Genomic DNA, 14914 nt, shown 5'->3' on the forward strand with positions numbered 1-14914 from the left:
CGTCGACGATCACTCCGGCCACCGCGGCGCCGTGGCCGCCGAGGTATTTGGTGGCCGAGTGCACCACGATGTCGGCGCCGTGGGCCAGCGGCTGGATCAGATACGGGGTGGCGACGGTGTTATCGACGATCAACGGCACCCCGGCCGCGTGCGCGACCTCGGCGATACCGGGAATGTCGAAGACCACGCTGCTGGGGTTGGCGACGGTCTCACCGAAGAACGCCTTGGTGTTCGGGCGCACCGCGGCCTTCCACTGCTCGAGATCGTCGGGATCGTCGACGAAGGAGACCTCGATCCCGAGCTTGGGCAGGCTGTAGCGGAACAGGTTGTAGGTCCCGCCGTACAGGTGCGGGCTGGACACGATGTGATCACCCGCGCCCGCGAGGTTCAAGATCGCATAGGTTTCCGCGGCCTGCCCCGACGCCACCAACAACGCCGCCACCCCACCCTCGAGCGCGGCGATCCGCTGCTCCACCACATCCTGGGTGGGATTCATGATCCGGGTATAGATATTGCCCGGCTCGGCCAACCCGAACAACGCCGCCGCATGATCGGTATCACGAAAGGCATACGACGTCGTCTGATAAATCGGCAACGCGCGGGCGCCGGTGCTGTCGTCGGGCGCTTGTCCGGCGTGGATCTGCTTGGTCTCGAAAGACCAGGTCGCGGTCGGATCGGGCGCTGTGGCGTCGGTCAAGGAAGGCTCCAAAGGTTGTTCGCCGGGATTACGGGGTTATCTGTGCGCGAGCGACAAACAACAACAACACATCTCGGTGACCTCCTACGCGCGCGCTTGCTTCCGACTCTCGGAAGCCCGGTCCTCACCCGGAGCACCCCACCGCTGCAGGAGGGTTGCCGTCCAGCTAGCCGGGGCTTTGCACTGGCTCTCATGACCTGACCGACATCGTAACCGGCGCCATGTCGCGGACCGAACCCCGGCTTCCCATGTCCGGGATCGGAGGCGAGTGACCTGCGGCGGAATCGACGGCGGAGCGTAATCCGCCTCACACCCTGCCCTACCCGCGCGGTGAGATAGCCACCAGCAGTACGCTTGTCTTGTTTGCACCAGACGTCTCGCGGACAACACGAGGCGTATACGTTGTCTGTTGAACAGCTGGGGTCCGCTCACAAGCGTGTTCGCCTGGCCGTGCAATGAGGGCACCATCCTAGGAGGACACGAAGATCCATGTCCAAGATCAAGGTTGAAGGCACCGTCGTAGAACTCGACGGCGACGAGATGACCCGGATCATCTGGCAGTTCATCAAGGACAAGCTGATCCACCCCTATCTCGATGTGAACCTCGAGTACTACGACCTCGGCATCGAGTACCGCGACAAGACCGACGACCAGGTCACGGTCGACGCGGCGAACGCCATCAAGAAGCACGGCGTCGGCGTGAAGTGTGCCACCATCACCCCCGACGAGGCCCGGGTCGAAGAGTTCGGTCTCAAGAAGATGTGGCGCTCGCCCAACGGCACCATCCGCAACATTCTCGGCGGCACGATCTTCCGCGCGCCGATCATCATCTCCAACGTTCCGCGCCTGGTGCCCGGCTGGACCAAGCCGATCATCATCGGCCGTCACGCCTTCGGCGACCAGTACCGCGCCACCGACTTCAAGGTCTTCCAGGGCGGCACCGTCACCCTGACCTTCACCCCCGACGACGGCAGTGAGCCGATCGTGCACGAGGTCGTGAAGATGCCCGAGGACGGCGGCGTCGTCATGGGTATGTACAACTTCAAGAAGTCGATCGAGGACTTCGCGCGGGCGTCGTTCAACTACGGCCTGCAGCAGAACTACCCGGTGTACATGTCGACGAAGAACACCATCCTGAAGGCCTACGACGGCATGTTCAAGGACACCTTCCAGGAGATCTTCGACGCCGAGTTCAAGAGCCAGTTCGACGCCGCGGGCCTGACCTACGAGCACCGCCTGATCGACGACATGGTCGCCTCCTCCATGAAGTGGGAGGGCGGCTACGTCTGGGCCTGCAAGAACTACGACGGCGACGTGCAGTCCGACACGGTGGCGCAGGGCTTCGGCTCGCTGGGCCTGATGACCTCGGTGCTGCTGACCCCGGACGGCCAGACCTGCGAGGCCGAGGCCGCGCACGGCACCGTCACCCGGCACTACCGCCAGCACCAGCAGGGCAAGCCGACCTCGACCAACCCGATCGCGTCGATCTTCGCCTGGACTCGTGGTCTCGAGCACCGCGGCAAGCTGGACAACACCCCCGAGGTGATCGGCTTCGCGCAGACCCTCGAGGACGTCGTCATCAAGACCGTCGAGGGTGGTCAGATGACCAAGGACCTCGCGCTGCTCGTCGGCGGTGACCAGGGCTACCTGACCACCGAGGAGTTCCTGGCCGCGCTGGACGCCAACCTGGCGCGCGCCCTCCGCTGAGCCGGTTTCGGCAGACCGAACCGCTCGACAGGACCGCTGCCGGCCGTGCGGCGCCCCTACCGAGGCGCTGCGGCCGGCGACATGGTCCGGCTGAAAACGGGCACCCCGCACATCATGCGGGGTGCCCGAAGTGTTTTCCGGGGTCAGTGCACGGCGGCCGGACGCCCGGCGAGCAATCCGGTGACGGCGGCGGTGAAGCTGTCCGCGCCGCGACCGGCCTCGGTCTGGGTGTCGAACAGCCGTTGCAGCGGGTCGAGCAGTTCGGTCGACACACCCTGGTTGCGCGCGGCCGCCCGAATGTTGTCCAGCCCGATCCGATTGGCGGTGAGGTCGGAGAAGTTCACCGGGAACTCCCGCGAATCGATCTCGGCGGCCAGCGTCGGCAGCAGCTCGAGCAGTGACCGCAGCCACGGGATGAGGTAGCCGTCGGTGAAGGCGGTCGCGCCGACGCCCTCGCTGCCCACCATCGCCACCGCTTGGAAGAAACCGCCGAAGAGACCGTACATGCCGGCCAGCACCGCCATATCGTGCAGTCCGGCCAGTCCGGCGTCGGCGCCGAGGTAGTTCACGGTGCCGAGTTCGCCGAGGGTGCCCGCGTGCTGCCGCTGTGGCTCGGGCGAGCCGCTGTAGAGGAACAGCGTGTCCGGCGTGCCGAGGGTTTGCGGGACGCCGAGGATCGCGCCGTCCAAGAACCGTCCACCGAGCTCGCCGACTCGGACGCCCAGTTCGCGGGCCTGGTCGGGACGGCCGGTGGCGACGTTGAGGATGTCGCGGCCGGCCACCAGGTCGCGCGCTTGCTCGACCAGTTCGGCGGCGGTGCCGGTGTCGGCTCCGGCGATCACGATCAGTTCACCGGCCGCGATGGCGGCCTCGGCCGAATCGGCTCGGTTGACCCCGAGCGCGTCGAGCTGTTCGGCTTTGCCCGGCGTCCGGTTCCACACCGTCGTCGGGTGGCCGTTGCGCAGGAACACCTCGGCCAGGGCGGCGCCGATACGGCCGAGCCCAAGCACGGTCACCGCGGTGCGATTGTCGGTCATGATGTGACTCCTGTTGCTGGTGATGTCGCTGGTGTGGGCCCGAGAAGAAGCTTGCGTCATGCCGGTGCCGGGGTGTGAGTGGCAGGACTGACAGCAGGCGAACGATTACTGCCATAGGCTGGATGTCATGTCCGGACATGTCGTGGCGCTGGCCGTCTCACCCGGTGAACTGCACCCGTGGGATCTGTACGAACTCGGCGTGGTGGCGTCGATCTTCGGCACGCCCCAGCCGGACCTCGCGGACCCCTGGTACGAGCTGCGCGTGTGCACGGTGGAAACGCGGACACGGACCCAGCCGCTCGGTTTCGGTACCTTTCTGCGCGCCGAACACGGGCGGGCGGATCTGCTCGCCGCCGACACCGTCATCGTGCCGTCCGTCGCGCACGACTACCTGCGCGACGGCGGCGCGGTTCCGGCCGAGCTGGTCGAGGTGATCGCCGCCGCCCATGCCGGCGGAGCGCGCATCGTCGCCCTCTGCGACGGGATCTTCGCGCTGGCCGAGGCGGGCATCCTCACCGGCCGCCGAGTGACCGCGCACTGGGAGCACGCGGCGGCGCTGGCCGCGCGGTATCCGCGGATCGCGGTCGACGATTCGGTGCTCTATGTCGACGACGGCGACGTGCTCACCAGCGCGGGCATGACAGCGGCCCTCGACCTGTGCCTGCATCTGGTGCGCCGTGATTTCGGCGCGCTGGTGGCCAACCGGCTGGCCCGGCGCATGGTGATCCCGCCGCATCGATCCGGCGGGCAGGCGCAGTTCGTCGAACTGTCGGTGCCGACGTCGGAGTCCGACGATCTCGGCCCCGTACTGCAATGGGCGGCGGCGAATCTGGATCGGCCACTGACCGTCGACACGCTGGCCGCCCGCGCGAATATGAGCCCGCGGACCTTTCACCGGCGGGTGCACCGGTCCACCGGCGTGACCCCGATGCGCTGGCTGCTCAACCAGCGGCTCGGTCACGCGCAATCATTGCTGGAATCAACCGATTTCGGGATGGCACGGATCGCGCGGATGACCGGGCTCGGCACCGCGACGAATCTGCGCCGCCATTTCGGCGCTGTGGTCGGGGTGACCCCGGCCGAGTACCGCAGGACCTTCCGGCGCCGCGAACCGCATATCGTCGCCGCCTCGTGAACATACCGACCTGCATGTAAAGGTAGAATCCTCCGAATGGCCAGAACCGCACTCACCAAGCCCGCGCGCCGTACCCAGGAGCAGCGCAGTAGCGAGATGCGGGTGCGACTGCTCGACGCCACCATCGACTGCCTGGTCGAATACGGCTACGCGGGCACTACGACGCCCCGGGTCGCCGAACGAGCCGGGGTCACCCGCGGCGCCCAGGTGCACCACTTCGGCTCCAAGAACGACCTGGTGGTCGCGGCCATCAGTCACCTGGCGCAACGCCGGGCCGAAACCGCGATGCGCGATATGGGCCGGGTGGAGAGCGTCGACGATCCGGTCGACGCGGCGCTGGATTTCCTCTGGGAGCTACACCAGGGGCCGCTGTTCATCGCCACCGTCGAACTCTGGGTGGCCGGGCGCACCGATCCGGTGCTCGCTGCGGCCATGGAGAAAGTCGAGCCGTTCGTCAACAACGCGGTATTGCTGGCCGTGGCCCGTTTCGTGCCGGATGAGGTGCGCCGCAAGGATGCCCGCGATTTCGTCTACACCGCCATGGATGCCCTGCGCGGCATCCTGATCTCGAACTTCATCGATCCTGATCCCGAGCGTGCGCGCCGGCGCTGGGGGCGCGCGTGCGCGCACCTGCGCACCATCGCGGCGGCCGCGCTCACATCGAACGGTCCTCGGCCGGTGTGACGGCCGAACGCATGTGCGGTTGGCTTCGGTCTGTGCGAGCGCTCGGCCGATGATCCGGCGCCTGCCCTGAGCCGGTGCGGCGTCCGGCCTGACCCTCGTACCTTGCCGCCGCGCGCGCACGTTGCCGGCCCGGTGAGCTCCAGACGTTGTCGCGTACCAATTCGACGGGAATGTCGGCGCCCTGCGCTCTACCGGCCCTGACCGACGTTCTCCGGCCGATAGAGGCCCGCCCTCTTGCGGCCTTACATACACACTTGTATGTTTGTTTGTGGTCGAACCGCGCGACTGGCGCGGTTACCTGCGAGCGGCTCCGAAGTCTTCGGGCGGCACAAGGTGAGGAGTTCGATGGCGAACAAGGTCTATGTCGTCGGTGTCGGGATGACGAAGTTCGAAAAGCCCGGCCGGCGCAAGAACGAAGACGGCAGCGACTGGGATTACCCGGACATGGCACGCGAATCGGGGACCAAGGCCCTCGCCGACGCCGGAATCGATTACCGCGAAGTGGAGCAGGCCTACGTCGGCTACGTCTACGGCGAGTCGACCTCGGGTCAGCGCGCGGTCTACGAACTGGGCATGACCGGTATCCCGGTGGTCAATGTCAACAACAACTGCTCCACCGGCTCCACCGCGCTCTACCTTGCGGCACAGGCGATTCGGGGCGGTCTGGCCGACTGCACGCTGGCGCTCGGATTCGAGCGGATGAAGCCCGGTTCACTGGAATCCACCTGGGACGACCGTGAACAACCCATGGGCAAACATATTTTGGCGCTCGCCGAGATCTCCGAGGTGCTGTTCCCGGTGGCTCCGTGGATGTTCGGCGCGGCCGGCCGCGAGCACATGCAGCAGTACGGCACCACGCCGGAGCATTTCGCGAAGATCGGCTACAAGAACCACAAGCACTCGGTGAACAACCCGTACTCGCAGTTCCAGGACGAGTACACGATGGACGACATCCTGGGTGCGCGGATGATCTACGACCCGCTCACCAAGCTCCAGTGCTCGCCCACCTCCGACGGCTCCGGTGCGGTGATCCTGGCCAGCGAGGCCTTCGTGGACTCGCACGATCTGGCCGGGCAGGCGGTGGAGATCGTCGGGCAGGCGATGACCACCGACTACGCCTCCACCTTCGACGGCACCGCGAAGAACATCATCGGCTACGACATGAATGTGCAGGCCGCGCGCAAGGTCTACGACCAGGCCGGCCTCGGCCCGGACGACTTCCAGGTGATCGAGCTGCACGACTGCTTCTCCGCCAATGAGCTGCTGCTCTACGAGGCGCTCGGCCTGTGCGGTGAGGGTGAGGCGGCCAAGCTGCTCGACGCCGATCAGACCACCTACGGCGGCAAGTGGGTCGTCAATCCCTCCGGCGGCCTGATCTCCAAGGGGCATCCGCTGGGTGCGACCGGTCTGGCGCAGTGCTCCGAGCTCACCTGGCAGCTGCGTGGCACCGCGGACAAGCGTCAGGTCGAGGGCGTCACCGCGGCCCTGCAGCACAACATCGGTCTCGGCGGCGCCGCCGTCGTCACCGCCTACCAGCGCGCCGTGCGCTGACCTCCATCATCCGAATTTCGCCGCGACACTGCGAAACCCGTACTCGACGAGGAGCACGACCATGGGTCATATCGACGCAACCAAGAACCTGAACGCCGCCCCGGACGCCGTCTGGGCCGTCGTCTCCGATACCTCCACCTGGGACAAGTGGTTCACCATCCACGAGCGCTGGATGGAGGAGCCGCCCGCCACCCTCACCGCCGGATCGAAGCTGGTCGCCAAGATCTTCATGCTCGGCATGGCGAACAAGATCGAATGGGTTGTCGAGAGCGTCGACGCTCCCAACAAGCTGGTGCTCAGCGGCACCGGCATGGCCGGGGTCAAGGTGAAGTTCTCCTTCGAGATCCAGCCCGAGGGTGCGGGCAGCAAGTTCTCCGTCGACGGTGACTTCGAGGGCGCCCTGATCAAGGGTGCGCTGGGCAAGGCCGTGGAGAAGGACGGCGCCAAGCAGCTGGACAAGACCCTCGAGCAGCTCGACGCGCTGGCGTCGGCCTGAGTGCGGGCGCGCACATGACGACCGAAACAGCGGGCACGAGCGTCGAGTTCGACGATTCGGGGCTGAACGTCTGGTCCGATGAGGAGCGTTTCGAGGTCACCGCGGAGCGGATCGCCGAGTACGCGGCCGCCACCAACGATCCGATTCCCGCACATCTGTCAGGTGAGGTCGCCGCACCGGTCTTCGGCATCGTCCCGGTGTTCGAGGCCATGATGATGCCGGTGATCGACGTGGTGCCGATGGACATCTTCGGCCGGGTGGTGCACGGGGAGCAGGACTTCCACTTCCATCGCCCCATCCGCCCCGGCGACACGCTGGTCTCGCGGGCCAAGGCTATCGGCTACGAGGGCCGCGAAAACGGCACGACGATCACCATCCTGATCGAATGCCGCACCGAGGACGGGGAATTGGTCAACGAGCAGTACCTGACCGCGTTCTTCCGCAATATCGATGTGGGTACCAAGGTCGGCGAATCGGCTCCGGCGCACAAGTTCGATCCGGCGTTGGCCGAGCAGCCGCCGCTGGCGACGGTCGCCCACCACGTGGACGACGATCAGACCTACCGGTACGCGCCCGCGTCCGGCGATCCGGTTCCGCTGCACCTCGACGAGCAGGTCGCCAAGGATGCCGGTCTGCCGGGCATCATCGCGCACGGGCTGTGCACCATGGCGATGTCGTCGTGGGGTGTGCTCACCGCCGTCGCCGGCTCCGACGTGCATCGGCTGAAGCGGTTCGCGGTGCGGTTTTCCAAGATGGTGTTCCCCGGCGACGATCTGGAGACCCAGATCTGGCGGGTCGGTGCCGAAGACGGCGCCACCACCTACGCGTTCCGAACCGCGCGCGGCGCGGATCTGGTGCTCACCGACGGGCTCGCCGTCGTCACCGACTGATCTCACGCTGTGGCGGCTGCCCGGTTCGGCTGCCGCCACAGCGTTTCCCTGAGCTGTGAAGGAGTTTCGACATATGGGTGCACTCGAAGGACGGGTCGCCGTCATCACCGGCGCGGGCCGGGGGATCGGGCGGGAACACGCGCTGCTGTTCGCCGCCGAAGGCGCGGCGGTGGTCGTCAACGATCTCGGCGGCAGTAATGCCGGTGAGGGTTCCGACGCCGGCCCCGCCCAGCAGGTGGTCGACGAGATCGTCGCCGCCGGCGGGCGCGCGGTGGCCAACACCGAGAACATCGCCACCTGGGACGGCGCGAAGAAGCTGGTCGAGCAGGCCATCGACGAGTTCGGCAAGCTCGACATCGTCGTCAACAATGCGGGCATCCTGCGTGACGGCTTCATCGCAGGCCTCGAGGAGTCCCAGTGGGATGCGGTGATCGCGGTCCACCTGAAGGGACATGCGGCCGTTCTGCATCATGCGGCGGCGTACTGGAAGGAGCAGAGCAAAGCGGGCAATCAGCCCAACGCCGCGGTGATCAATACCGCCTCGGCATCCGGCGTCACCATTCCGAATCCCGGCCAGGCCAACTACGGCGCGGCCAAGGCCGGTATCGCCGCGCTCACCCTGGTCGCCGCCGACGAACTCGAGCGCTACGGCGTACGCGTCAACGCCATCGCGCCCATGGCCCGCACCCGGCTCACTCTCGCCACCCCTGGCATGGGCGCGATCTTCGCCGCCGAGGTCGAAGAAGGCGAGTTCGACGCGTTCAGCCCCGCCAACATCTCCCCGCTGGTGGCCTACCTGGCGTCGGAGAAGTGCCCGCTCACCGGCAAGGTTTTCGCGGTCCAGGGCGGCGCCATCTCCGAGCTGGCAGGCTGGCATGACGTGAAGACCATCGAGGCCGACGGGCCCTGGCTGATCGACGATATCGCCGCCCGCCTGCCCTGAGCAGCACCGAGCACAGGAGAACAACGATGTTCGAATGGTCCGAGACCGACGAGATGATCCGCGAGGCGGTGCGGACCTTCATCGATAAAGAGGTCCGCCCGAACCTCGACGCCCTCGACAGCGGTGAGATGCCGCCGTACCCGATCCTGCGGAAGTTGTTCGCCGACTTCGGGATCGAGGCGATGGGCGCCGAGGCGGTGGCCAAGATGCTGGCCGCCCAGCGCAAACGTGAGGAAGCGCTCGCGGCGGGGGAGCCGCTGCCGGAGAAGAAGAAATCCGCGGCCGGGTCGAGCCCGTTCGCCGGCCAGGAATCGCTGATGGCGGTGCTGATCGGGGAGCTGTCCGGGGTGTGCATGGGCTTGGTGACGGCGCTGGGTGTCAGCATCGGGCTCGGCGCCACCACGATCATGTCGCGCGGCACGCTGGCGCAGAAGGAGCGCTGGCTGGCCGACATCGTCACCTTGAAGAAGGTGGCGTCTTGGGCGATCACCGAGCCGGATTCCGGTTCCGACGCCTTCGGCGGCATGAAGACCTACGTCAAGCGCGACGGCGAGGACTACATCCTCAACGGCCAGAAGACCTTCATCACCAACGGCCCCTTCGCTGACGTGATGATCGTCTACGCCAAGCTCGACGAGGGGGACGCCGGCGTAGACAAGCGCGACCGCAAGGTGCTCACCTTCGTGCTCGACAAGGGCATGGAGGGCCTCACCCAGGGCAAACCCTTTAAGAAGATGGGCCTGCACTCTTCGCCCACCGGTGAACTGTTCTTCGACAACGTGCGGGTGGGCCGGGACCGGCTGCTCGGCGAGACCGAGGAGCACAAGGGTGGCGACGGCCGGGACAGCGCGCGGTCGAGCTTCACCGCCGAACGCGTCGGCGTGGCGTTCATGGCGCTCGGCATCATCAACGAATGCCATCGGCTCTGTATCGACTACGCCAAGAACCGCAAGCTGTGGGGTCAGGAGATCGGCCGGTTCCAGCTGGTGCAGCTCAAGCTGGCCAAGATGGAAGTCGCGCGGATCAACGTGCAGAACATGGTGTTCAACGTCCTCGAGCGGGGTCGGGCGGGCAAGCCGCCGACGCTGGCCGAGGCGTCGGCGATGAAGCTCTACGCCTCCGAGGCCGCCACCGAGGTGGCGATGGAGGCGGTGCAGCTGTTCGGCGGGAACGGGTACATGACCGAATACCGGGTCGAGCAGTTGGCGCGCGATGCGAAGTCGCTGATGATCTATGCGGGCAGCAATGAGATCCAGGTGACGCATGTGGCGAAGGGGCTGCTGGCGTAGCGTCGCTGTTCGCGTGAACGCCGCCCACCGCAACCGGTGGGCGGCGTTCTGCTGTCGCAGACCTACCTGGTCCTGAGGCGCTCGTTGCGCGGCGGCGAGGGTGCGGACGGTCGACGGGCCGAGCGCGATCGCCGGCTACAGCTCGACCGCCGGCGCCAACCGCAGCACCCCACCGTGGGAGAGCACTTGCCGCCGCGGCCGCCGCGCTCCGGGAACCGGGGATCAGCTCAGGGCGCCGTCGTAGTCGGGGAGTTTGAACGTCAGCTCCGCATGCCCGCCCGCGAGATCGGACGGGCTGTTGCCGATATTGGCGATGATCGTGTAGCCCGCCGATTCGATATCGATCCGCGCGCCGGTCTTGTACTGCTCGAGCCCGGCCGAACCGGCCGACAGCGTGGTGAGCGGGCTGCCGTAGAGACCGTCGACCGGGTAGCCGACGCTGCTGAGATTGTGCTGGGTGTAGCCGTTCACCAACTCCGGGCGGCCGGTCACGAAGATGATCGCCGCACCCTGCCCCTTCGCCCAGCTCGCCAGCCGCAGCACCGGGTCGATGGCCGGGATGATGATGCCCGGGTGGTACTGCGTCTCCAGCGAGGTGTTGTCGATATCGAGCACGATGGCGGGACGGGTGGTGCCGGGCAGGCGCTGCGCGAGCGCGTCGCGGGCCTGATCGACCACGGTCTGCACTTCGCCGATCCATTGCTCATACGCCGGGAGCGCGCCGCCGGAGCCGGAGGGTGCGGCGGAATCCGCGGAGTCCGTGGGGGTTTCGCTACCGCCGGAACGTGAGCGGGGGTTGGGCGTGCGCGCGGGCGATTCACGGTCGTCATCCGAACGGGATGACGAGCCGGTGTCGTTGTCGGAGCGTGACGACGAGCCCGTGTCGTCATCGGACGCCGAACCGGAATCGCTCGATCCCGACGCCGACCCGGATTTCCCCGAGCCCGAGGACGACCCGGATTTTCCTGAGCCCGAGGATGATCCGGACTTCGCCGATCCGGAAGCCGAACCCGACTTCGCCGACCCGGACGCGGAACCGGATTTCGCGGACCCCGACGACGAACCGGTACCACCGGGCAGAATGGACGAACCGGTATCGGCCAGTGCAGGCAGCGGAACGATGAGGGTGACGGCGACGCCGAGAGCAACGCCTGCGATGGAGCGCTTCATGATCGGACGGTAACGCCGGACAACTATGAATCGCTGGCGTTTCACAATCCCGAGACGAGCCCGTGATCTGCCGACGCACTCCCGAATCGCCCCTGCCACGGGACCTGGCTACGCTGATACACCGAGTTCGAGTTCGAGGGGGGCGCTGTGCGGGTGCGATCACCGCGTAAGTTCATGTCCGCTGCCGTTATCGGGGCAGCGACACTTGTCATCGCGGCATGTGAAGGCGACGAGGGCATTCCGCCGACACCACCGGTGAGCTCGACGACGACGGCCACCACCACGGCCATCGAACCCGCACGCCCCGATCTCGCCGGGCTGCCCACATGCGACGCCATCGCCGATCGGCTCGGACGTCCGGAGCTGACCGGCGGCACCCAGACCGACCACGACCCGGGTGGTTACAACAACCGTGGCGTCTACCGGGTCTGCGCCTGGAAGTCGGGGACCGTGGACGTGGAGGCCGGTGTCCTGCGCTATCCGACGGAGCCGCTGGTCGACGCGGGCTTCACCAACATGATGATGCTGTGCCCGGGCGAACCCGCACCGGCGATCGGGAACGCCCAGCGTGCGGCCTTCTGCCAATCCACCCGTAAGCCGGAATGCGGTGTCTTCCTGGACCAGGGCACGGCGTACATCGACCTGTCCTGGGGCCGCGATCCCGCCGCCGATCCAGCCGTCTGCCAGGCCGATGTGATCGCGCTGGCCACCGCTGCCTCCGAGCTCGTCGGCTGAGCCCGGCGCCCATTCTTCGCTCGCTCTCAGCGCAGCTCAGCCGCCTATCAGGGTGGGTGGTTAGGCTCGGGCGAATGACGGCACTACCTGGCGCTCTGATCACCGTCGGCGACGATCTGGAGGCCGTGACCACGCGCGGTTACGAAGACGATCCGGCGGCCGCGAAGCTCGCGCGCGCGGACGTCGAGGCGATATGGGCCTCGGTGCAGGACTGGTACCGGATGGGCACCACCCCGGCGATTCAGGTGTGTGTGCGGCACAACGGCGCGATCGTGCTGAACCGGACCATCGGGCACGGCTGGGGCAACGCGCCGGACGACGGACCGGACGCCGAGAAGATTCTCGCCACCCCGGACACCCCGTTCTGCGGATTCTCCACCGCCAAGGGCGTATCCGCGACGCTGATGTTCATGCTCATCGAGCAGGGCGCGTTCGGCGTGAACGACCGGGTGTGCGAATACATTCCGGAATTCGCGGCCAACGGCAAGGAATCCATCACCATCGGCGACGTGCTCTCCCATTCGGCGGGCGTGCCGTTCATGACACCGCCCTACCGTGCCCTCGACGTGGTGATCGACGAGGACCTGGCCGTGCGGGCGCTCGCCGATCTGGTGCCGAGCTGGCGTCCCGGCCGCTTCCGCGTCTACCACGCGCTGACCAGTGGATTGATCCAGCGCCTGCTGGTGCGCCGGGCCACCGGAAAATCGATGCGCGAACATCTCGCCGAGCAGGTCTTGGACCCACTGGGTTTCCGGTGGAACAACTTCGGCGTACGCCCCGAGGATGTCGGCAAGGTCGTGCCCAGTGTGAAGACCGGGCCGGGGCCGTCGCGGATCTCGAAGTTTCTGGCGCGCAAGGCGCTCGGCGGCGGCATGGGCAGCGCATCGAGGTCCGAGGAGGCCAATGCGGCCTTCCTCACCGCCGAACTGCCCTCCGGCAACCTGGTCACCACGGCCTACGAGCTTTCCCGCTTCTACGAAATCCTCGCCCGCGGCGGCGAACTCGACGGCGTCCGCATCATCGAACCCACCACACTGCGCGATGCCGTACAGCCCGCGCACCGCATGCCGGGAGCGGCAGGGCGGGTCTCACGGGCCGGATTCGAGCTCGGCGCCCGGCGCTCGAAATTCGGCCGCGACACGCAATCCCATTTCGGCCGCAGCGGTCTGACCACCCAATACGGCTGGGCCGACTCCGCCCGCGCCCTCTCCGGCGCCATCCTCACCAGCGGCAAGGCCACCACCGACACCACCCGCCCCTGGCACCTGGTCGCCCAGATCTCCGACCTCACCAGATAGCCGGTTACCGGGGTGCTACCGGCCTACTCGCGAAACGCCTCGCTGAGGTGACGCTCGCCGGCTTCACACCGCCCGCAGGTGGCTGCGGCTGGCGTAGATGTGCTCGGCGATGAGGGTGGCGATGCGGTCGGGGGCTTCGAGCATGGGTACGTGGCCGACACCGTTGACGATGATGCGGTCGGCGGAGGCGGGGAGCTGGCGGAGGTAGCGGCGGGCGTAGACGCGGTTGGGGATGATGCGGTCGGTTTCGGCCAGCAGCAGCCGCACCGGGGTCGTCATCGTCGAGACGTCGTCCATCGCCGAGGCGCGCAGACTGCCGAGGATCATCGGCACCATCGCCGGACAGTGCAGGGCGGCGGTGATCATGGCGGCGAGATCGGTGCGCGGCACGGCGGTGACGTTCTTGCTCAGCAGCAGGGCCACGGCCAGCTGGATGAGCCGATTGTGTGCCGGGAAATCGCCCAGCCGCTTACCGAGCTGCACCAGCGGAATCAGCGAGGCGAACTTCAACCCGACCCGAATCTGGGTGAACGAGGGGGAATCCCAGCCACCGGCAGGCGCGATCGCGGTGAGCGTACGGGCCCGGCCGCGGCGCGCCAGCTCGAAACCCACCCAGGCTCCCAGTGAGTTTCCGGCGATATGGCAGGTGCGCCAACCGAGTTCGTCCAGCTGGGCCTCGATCTGATCGGCGAAATCGCGGAATCCCAGCCTGCCGCCGGGGTATTCGGGCCCGCCCCAGTGCCCGAGGAACGCGGGCGCGAATACCTCGCAGTTCGAGGACAATCGGGCCGCGACCTGCTCCCAGCAATGCGGGGAGAGCATGAATCCGTGCAGCAGCAGCACCGGGTCGCCGGACCCGACATGCAGCGCCTTGACGGGCACGAGTGCGGAAGTGGACGTGGAGGTGCCTGACGTCATCGTCATCACCCCTTCCTGGCGCAATGGGCCTTGGGCAGGGTCGATGATGTGCATTGTACGGTCGTCGGGTGCCCCACATCATCTCGACAGTGAACGTCAACGGCGTGCGCGCCGCCGCGGGCAAAGGTCTGCTCGCCTGGCTCGCGGTCACCGAGGCCGACATCGTCTGTTTGCAGGAGACCCGCGCCACCGATGAGCAGGTCGCGGCCGCGCTGGCACCGGCCATCGAGCAGGGCTGGCAGCTCTCGCACGCCGAACCCGGAGCCAAGGGCAGGGCCGGGGTGGGCGTGCTGTCGCGGCGGGCGCACGCCGTTGACGTTCACTGTCGAGATGATGTGGGGCACCCGACGACCGTACAATGCAC

16 protein-coding genes and 1 riboswitch are annotated in these 14914 nt (G+C 67.2%); of the genes, 12 read left to right on the top strand and 4 right to left on the bottom strand.

Annotated features, from left to right (window positions below; translation table 11 throughout):
• The coding region (locus GV790_RS26270) for an aminotransferase class V-fold PLP-dependent enzyme (RefSeq protein ID WP_163817064.1) at nucleotides 1-697 on the bottom strand (697 nt) is incomplete at its 3' end.
• Nucleotides 698-784: 87 nt separating this feature from the next.
• Nucleotides 785-895: riboswitch (SAM riboswitch) on the bottom strand.
• Between the two features lie 291 nt (nucleotides 896-1186).
• On the opposite strand from GV790_RS26270, the gene GV790_RS26275 reads away from it, so the two are divergent.
• The gene (locus GV790_RS26275; protein ID WP_014349259.1) at nucleotides 1187-2404 is read left to right on the top strand and encodes an NADP-dependent isocitrate dehydrogenase; all 1218 of its coding nucleotides are present in this window, start codon (nucleotides 1187-1189) and stop codon (nucleotides 2402-2404) included.
• A gap of 143 nt (nucleotides 2405-2547) precedes the next feature.
• Here GV790_RS26275 and GV790_RS26280 read toward each other — a convergent pair whose 3' ends face one another.
• Nucleotides 2548-3501: an NAD(P)-dependent oxidoreductase gene (locus GV790_RS26280; protein ID WP_339384717.1), complete on the bottom strand. Its 954-nt coding sequence runs from the start codon at nucleotides 3499-3501 to the stop codon at nucleotides 2548-2550.
• A gap of 67 nt (nucleotides 3502-3568) precedes the next feature.
• On the opposite strand from GV790_RS26280, the gene GV790_RS26285 reads away from it, so the two are divergent.
• The 7 genes from GV790_RS26285 (at nucleotide 3569) to GV790_RS26315 (ending at nucleotide 10429) form a co-directional block, all read left to right on the top strand.
• Nucleotides 3569-4576, top strand: coding sequence for a helix-turn-helix domain-containing protein (locus GV790_RS26285; protein WP_163817068.1), 1008 nt, complete (start codon nucleotides 3569-3571; stop codon nucleotides 4574-4576).
• Between the two features lie 36 nt (nucleotides 4577-4612).
• On the top strand, nucleotides 4613-5260 hold the full coding sequence (locus GV790_RS26290; RefSeq protein ID WP_163817070.1) for a TetR/AcrR family transcriptional regulator: 648 nt from the start codon (nucleotides 4613-4615) through the stop codon (nucleotides 5258-5260).
• 345 nt (nucleotides 5261-5605) lie between these two features.
• The gene (locus GV790_RS26295) at nucleotides 5606-6811 is read left to right on the top strand and encodes a lipid-transfer protein (RefSeq protein WP_163817072.1); all 1206 of its coding nucleotides are present in this window, start codon (nucleotides 5606-5608) and stop codon (nucleotides 6809-6811) included.
• A 61-nt stretch (nucleotides 6812-6872) separates the two neighbouring features.
• Nucleotides 6873-7307 (top strand): type II toxin-antitoxin system Rv0910 family toxin, encoded by a 435-nt coding sequence (locus tag GV790_RS26300; RefSeq protein ID WP_036533519.1) that lies wholly within the window; start codon nucleotides 6873-6875, stop codon nucleotides 7305-7307.
• A 14-nt stretch (nucleotides 7308-7321) separates the two neighbouring features.
• Nucleotides 7322-8197, top strand: coding sequence for a MaoC/PaaZ C-terminal domain-containing protein (locus GV790_RS26305; RefSeq protein ID WP_163817074.1), 876 nt, complete (start codon nucleotides 7322-7324; stop codon nucleotides 8195-8197).
• Nucleotides 8198-8270: 73 nt separating this feature from the next.
• On the top strand, nucleotides 8271-9140 hold the full coding sequence (locus GV790_RS26310; protein ID WP_163817076.1) for an SDR family oxidoreductase: 870 nt from the start codon (nucleotides 8271-8273) through the stop codon (nucleotides 9138-9140).
• Between the two features lie 26 nt (nucleotides 9141-9166).
• A complete protein-coding gene (locus GV790_RS26315; protein WP_163817078.1) occupies nucleotides 9167-10429 on the top strand; it encodes an acyl-CoA dehydrogenase family protein in 1263 nt (420 codons plus the stop codon).
• Between the two features lie 222 nt (nucleotides 10430-10651).
• Here GV790_RS26315 and GV790_RS26320 read toward each other — a convergent pair whose 3' ends face one another.
• A complete protein-coding gene (locus GV790_RS26320) occupies nucleotides 10652-11116 on the bottom strand; it encodes an HAD family acid phosphatase (RefSeq protein WP_280210978.1) in 465 nt (154 codons plus the stop codon).
• 163 nt (nucleotides 11117-11279) lie between these two features.
• On the opposite strand from GV790_RS26320, the gene GV790_RS26325 reads away from it, so the two are divergent.
• From GV790_RS26325 to GV790_RS26335, 3 genes are all read left to right on the top strand, one after another.
• Nucleotides 11280-11612, top strand: coding sequence for a hypothetical protein (locus tag GV790_RS26325; RefSeq protein WP_163817062.1), 333 nt, complete (start codon nucleotides 11280-11282; stop codon nucleotides 11610-11612).
• Between the two features lie 161 nt (nucleotides 11613-11773).
• Entirely contained in the window at nucleotides 11774-12334 is a 561-nt protein-coding gene (locus GV790_RS26330) for a hypothetical protein (RefSeq protein WP_163817080.1), read from the top strand.
• 74 nt (nucleotides 12335-12408) lie between these two features.
• Nucleotides 12409-13632: a serine hydrolase gene (locus GV790_RS26335; RefSeq protein ID WP_163817082.1), complete on the top strand. Its 1224-nt coding sequence runs from the start codon at nucleotides 12409-12411 to the stop codon at nucleotides 13630-13632.
• A 63-nt stretch (nucleotides 13633-13695) separates the two neighbouring features.
• Here GV790_RS26335 and GV790_RS26340 read toward each other — a convergent pair whose 3' ends face one another.
• Nucleotides 13696-14556: an alpha/beta fold hydrolase gene (locus tag GV790_RS26340; protein ID WP_256673538.1), complete on the bottom strand. Its 861-nt coding sequence runs from the start codon at nucleotides 14554-14556 to the stop codon at nucleotides 13696-13698.
• A gap of 62 nt (nucleotides 14557-14618) precedes the next feature.
• On the opposite strand from GV790_RS26340, the gene GV790_RS26345 reads away from it, so the two are divergent.
• On the top strand, nucleotides 14619-14914 hold a 296-nt coding region (locus GV790_RS26345), incomplete at its 3' end, for an endonuclease/exonuclease/phosphatase family protein (RefSeq protein ID WP_175586010.1).

This window comes from Nocardia cyriacigeorgica (genome assembly GCF_010858045.1).
Classification (GTDB): Bacteria; Actinomycetota; Actinomycetes; order Mycobacteriales; family Mycobacteriaceae; genus Nocardia; species Nocardia cyriacigeorgica_E.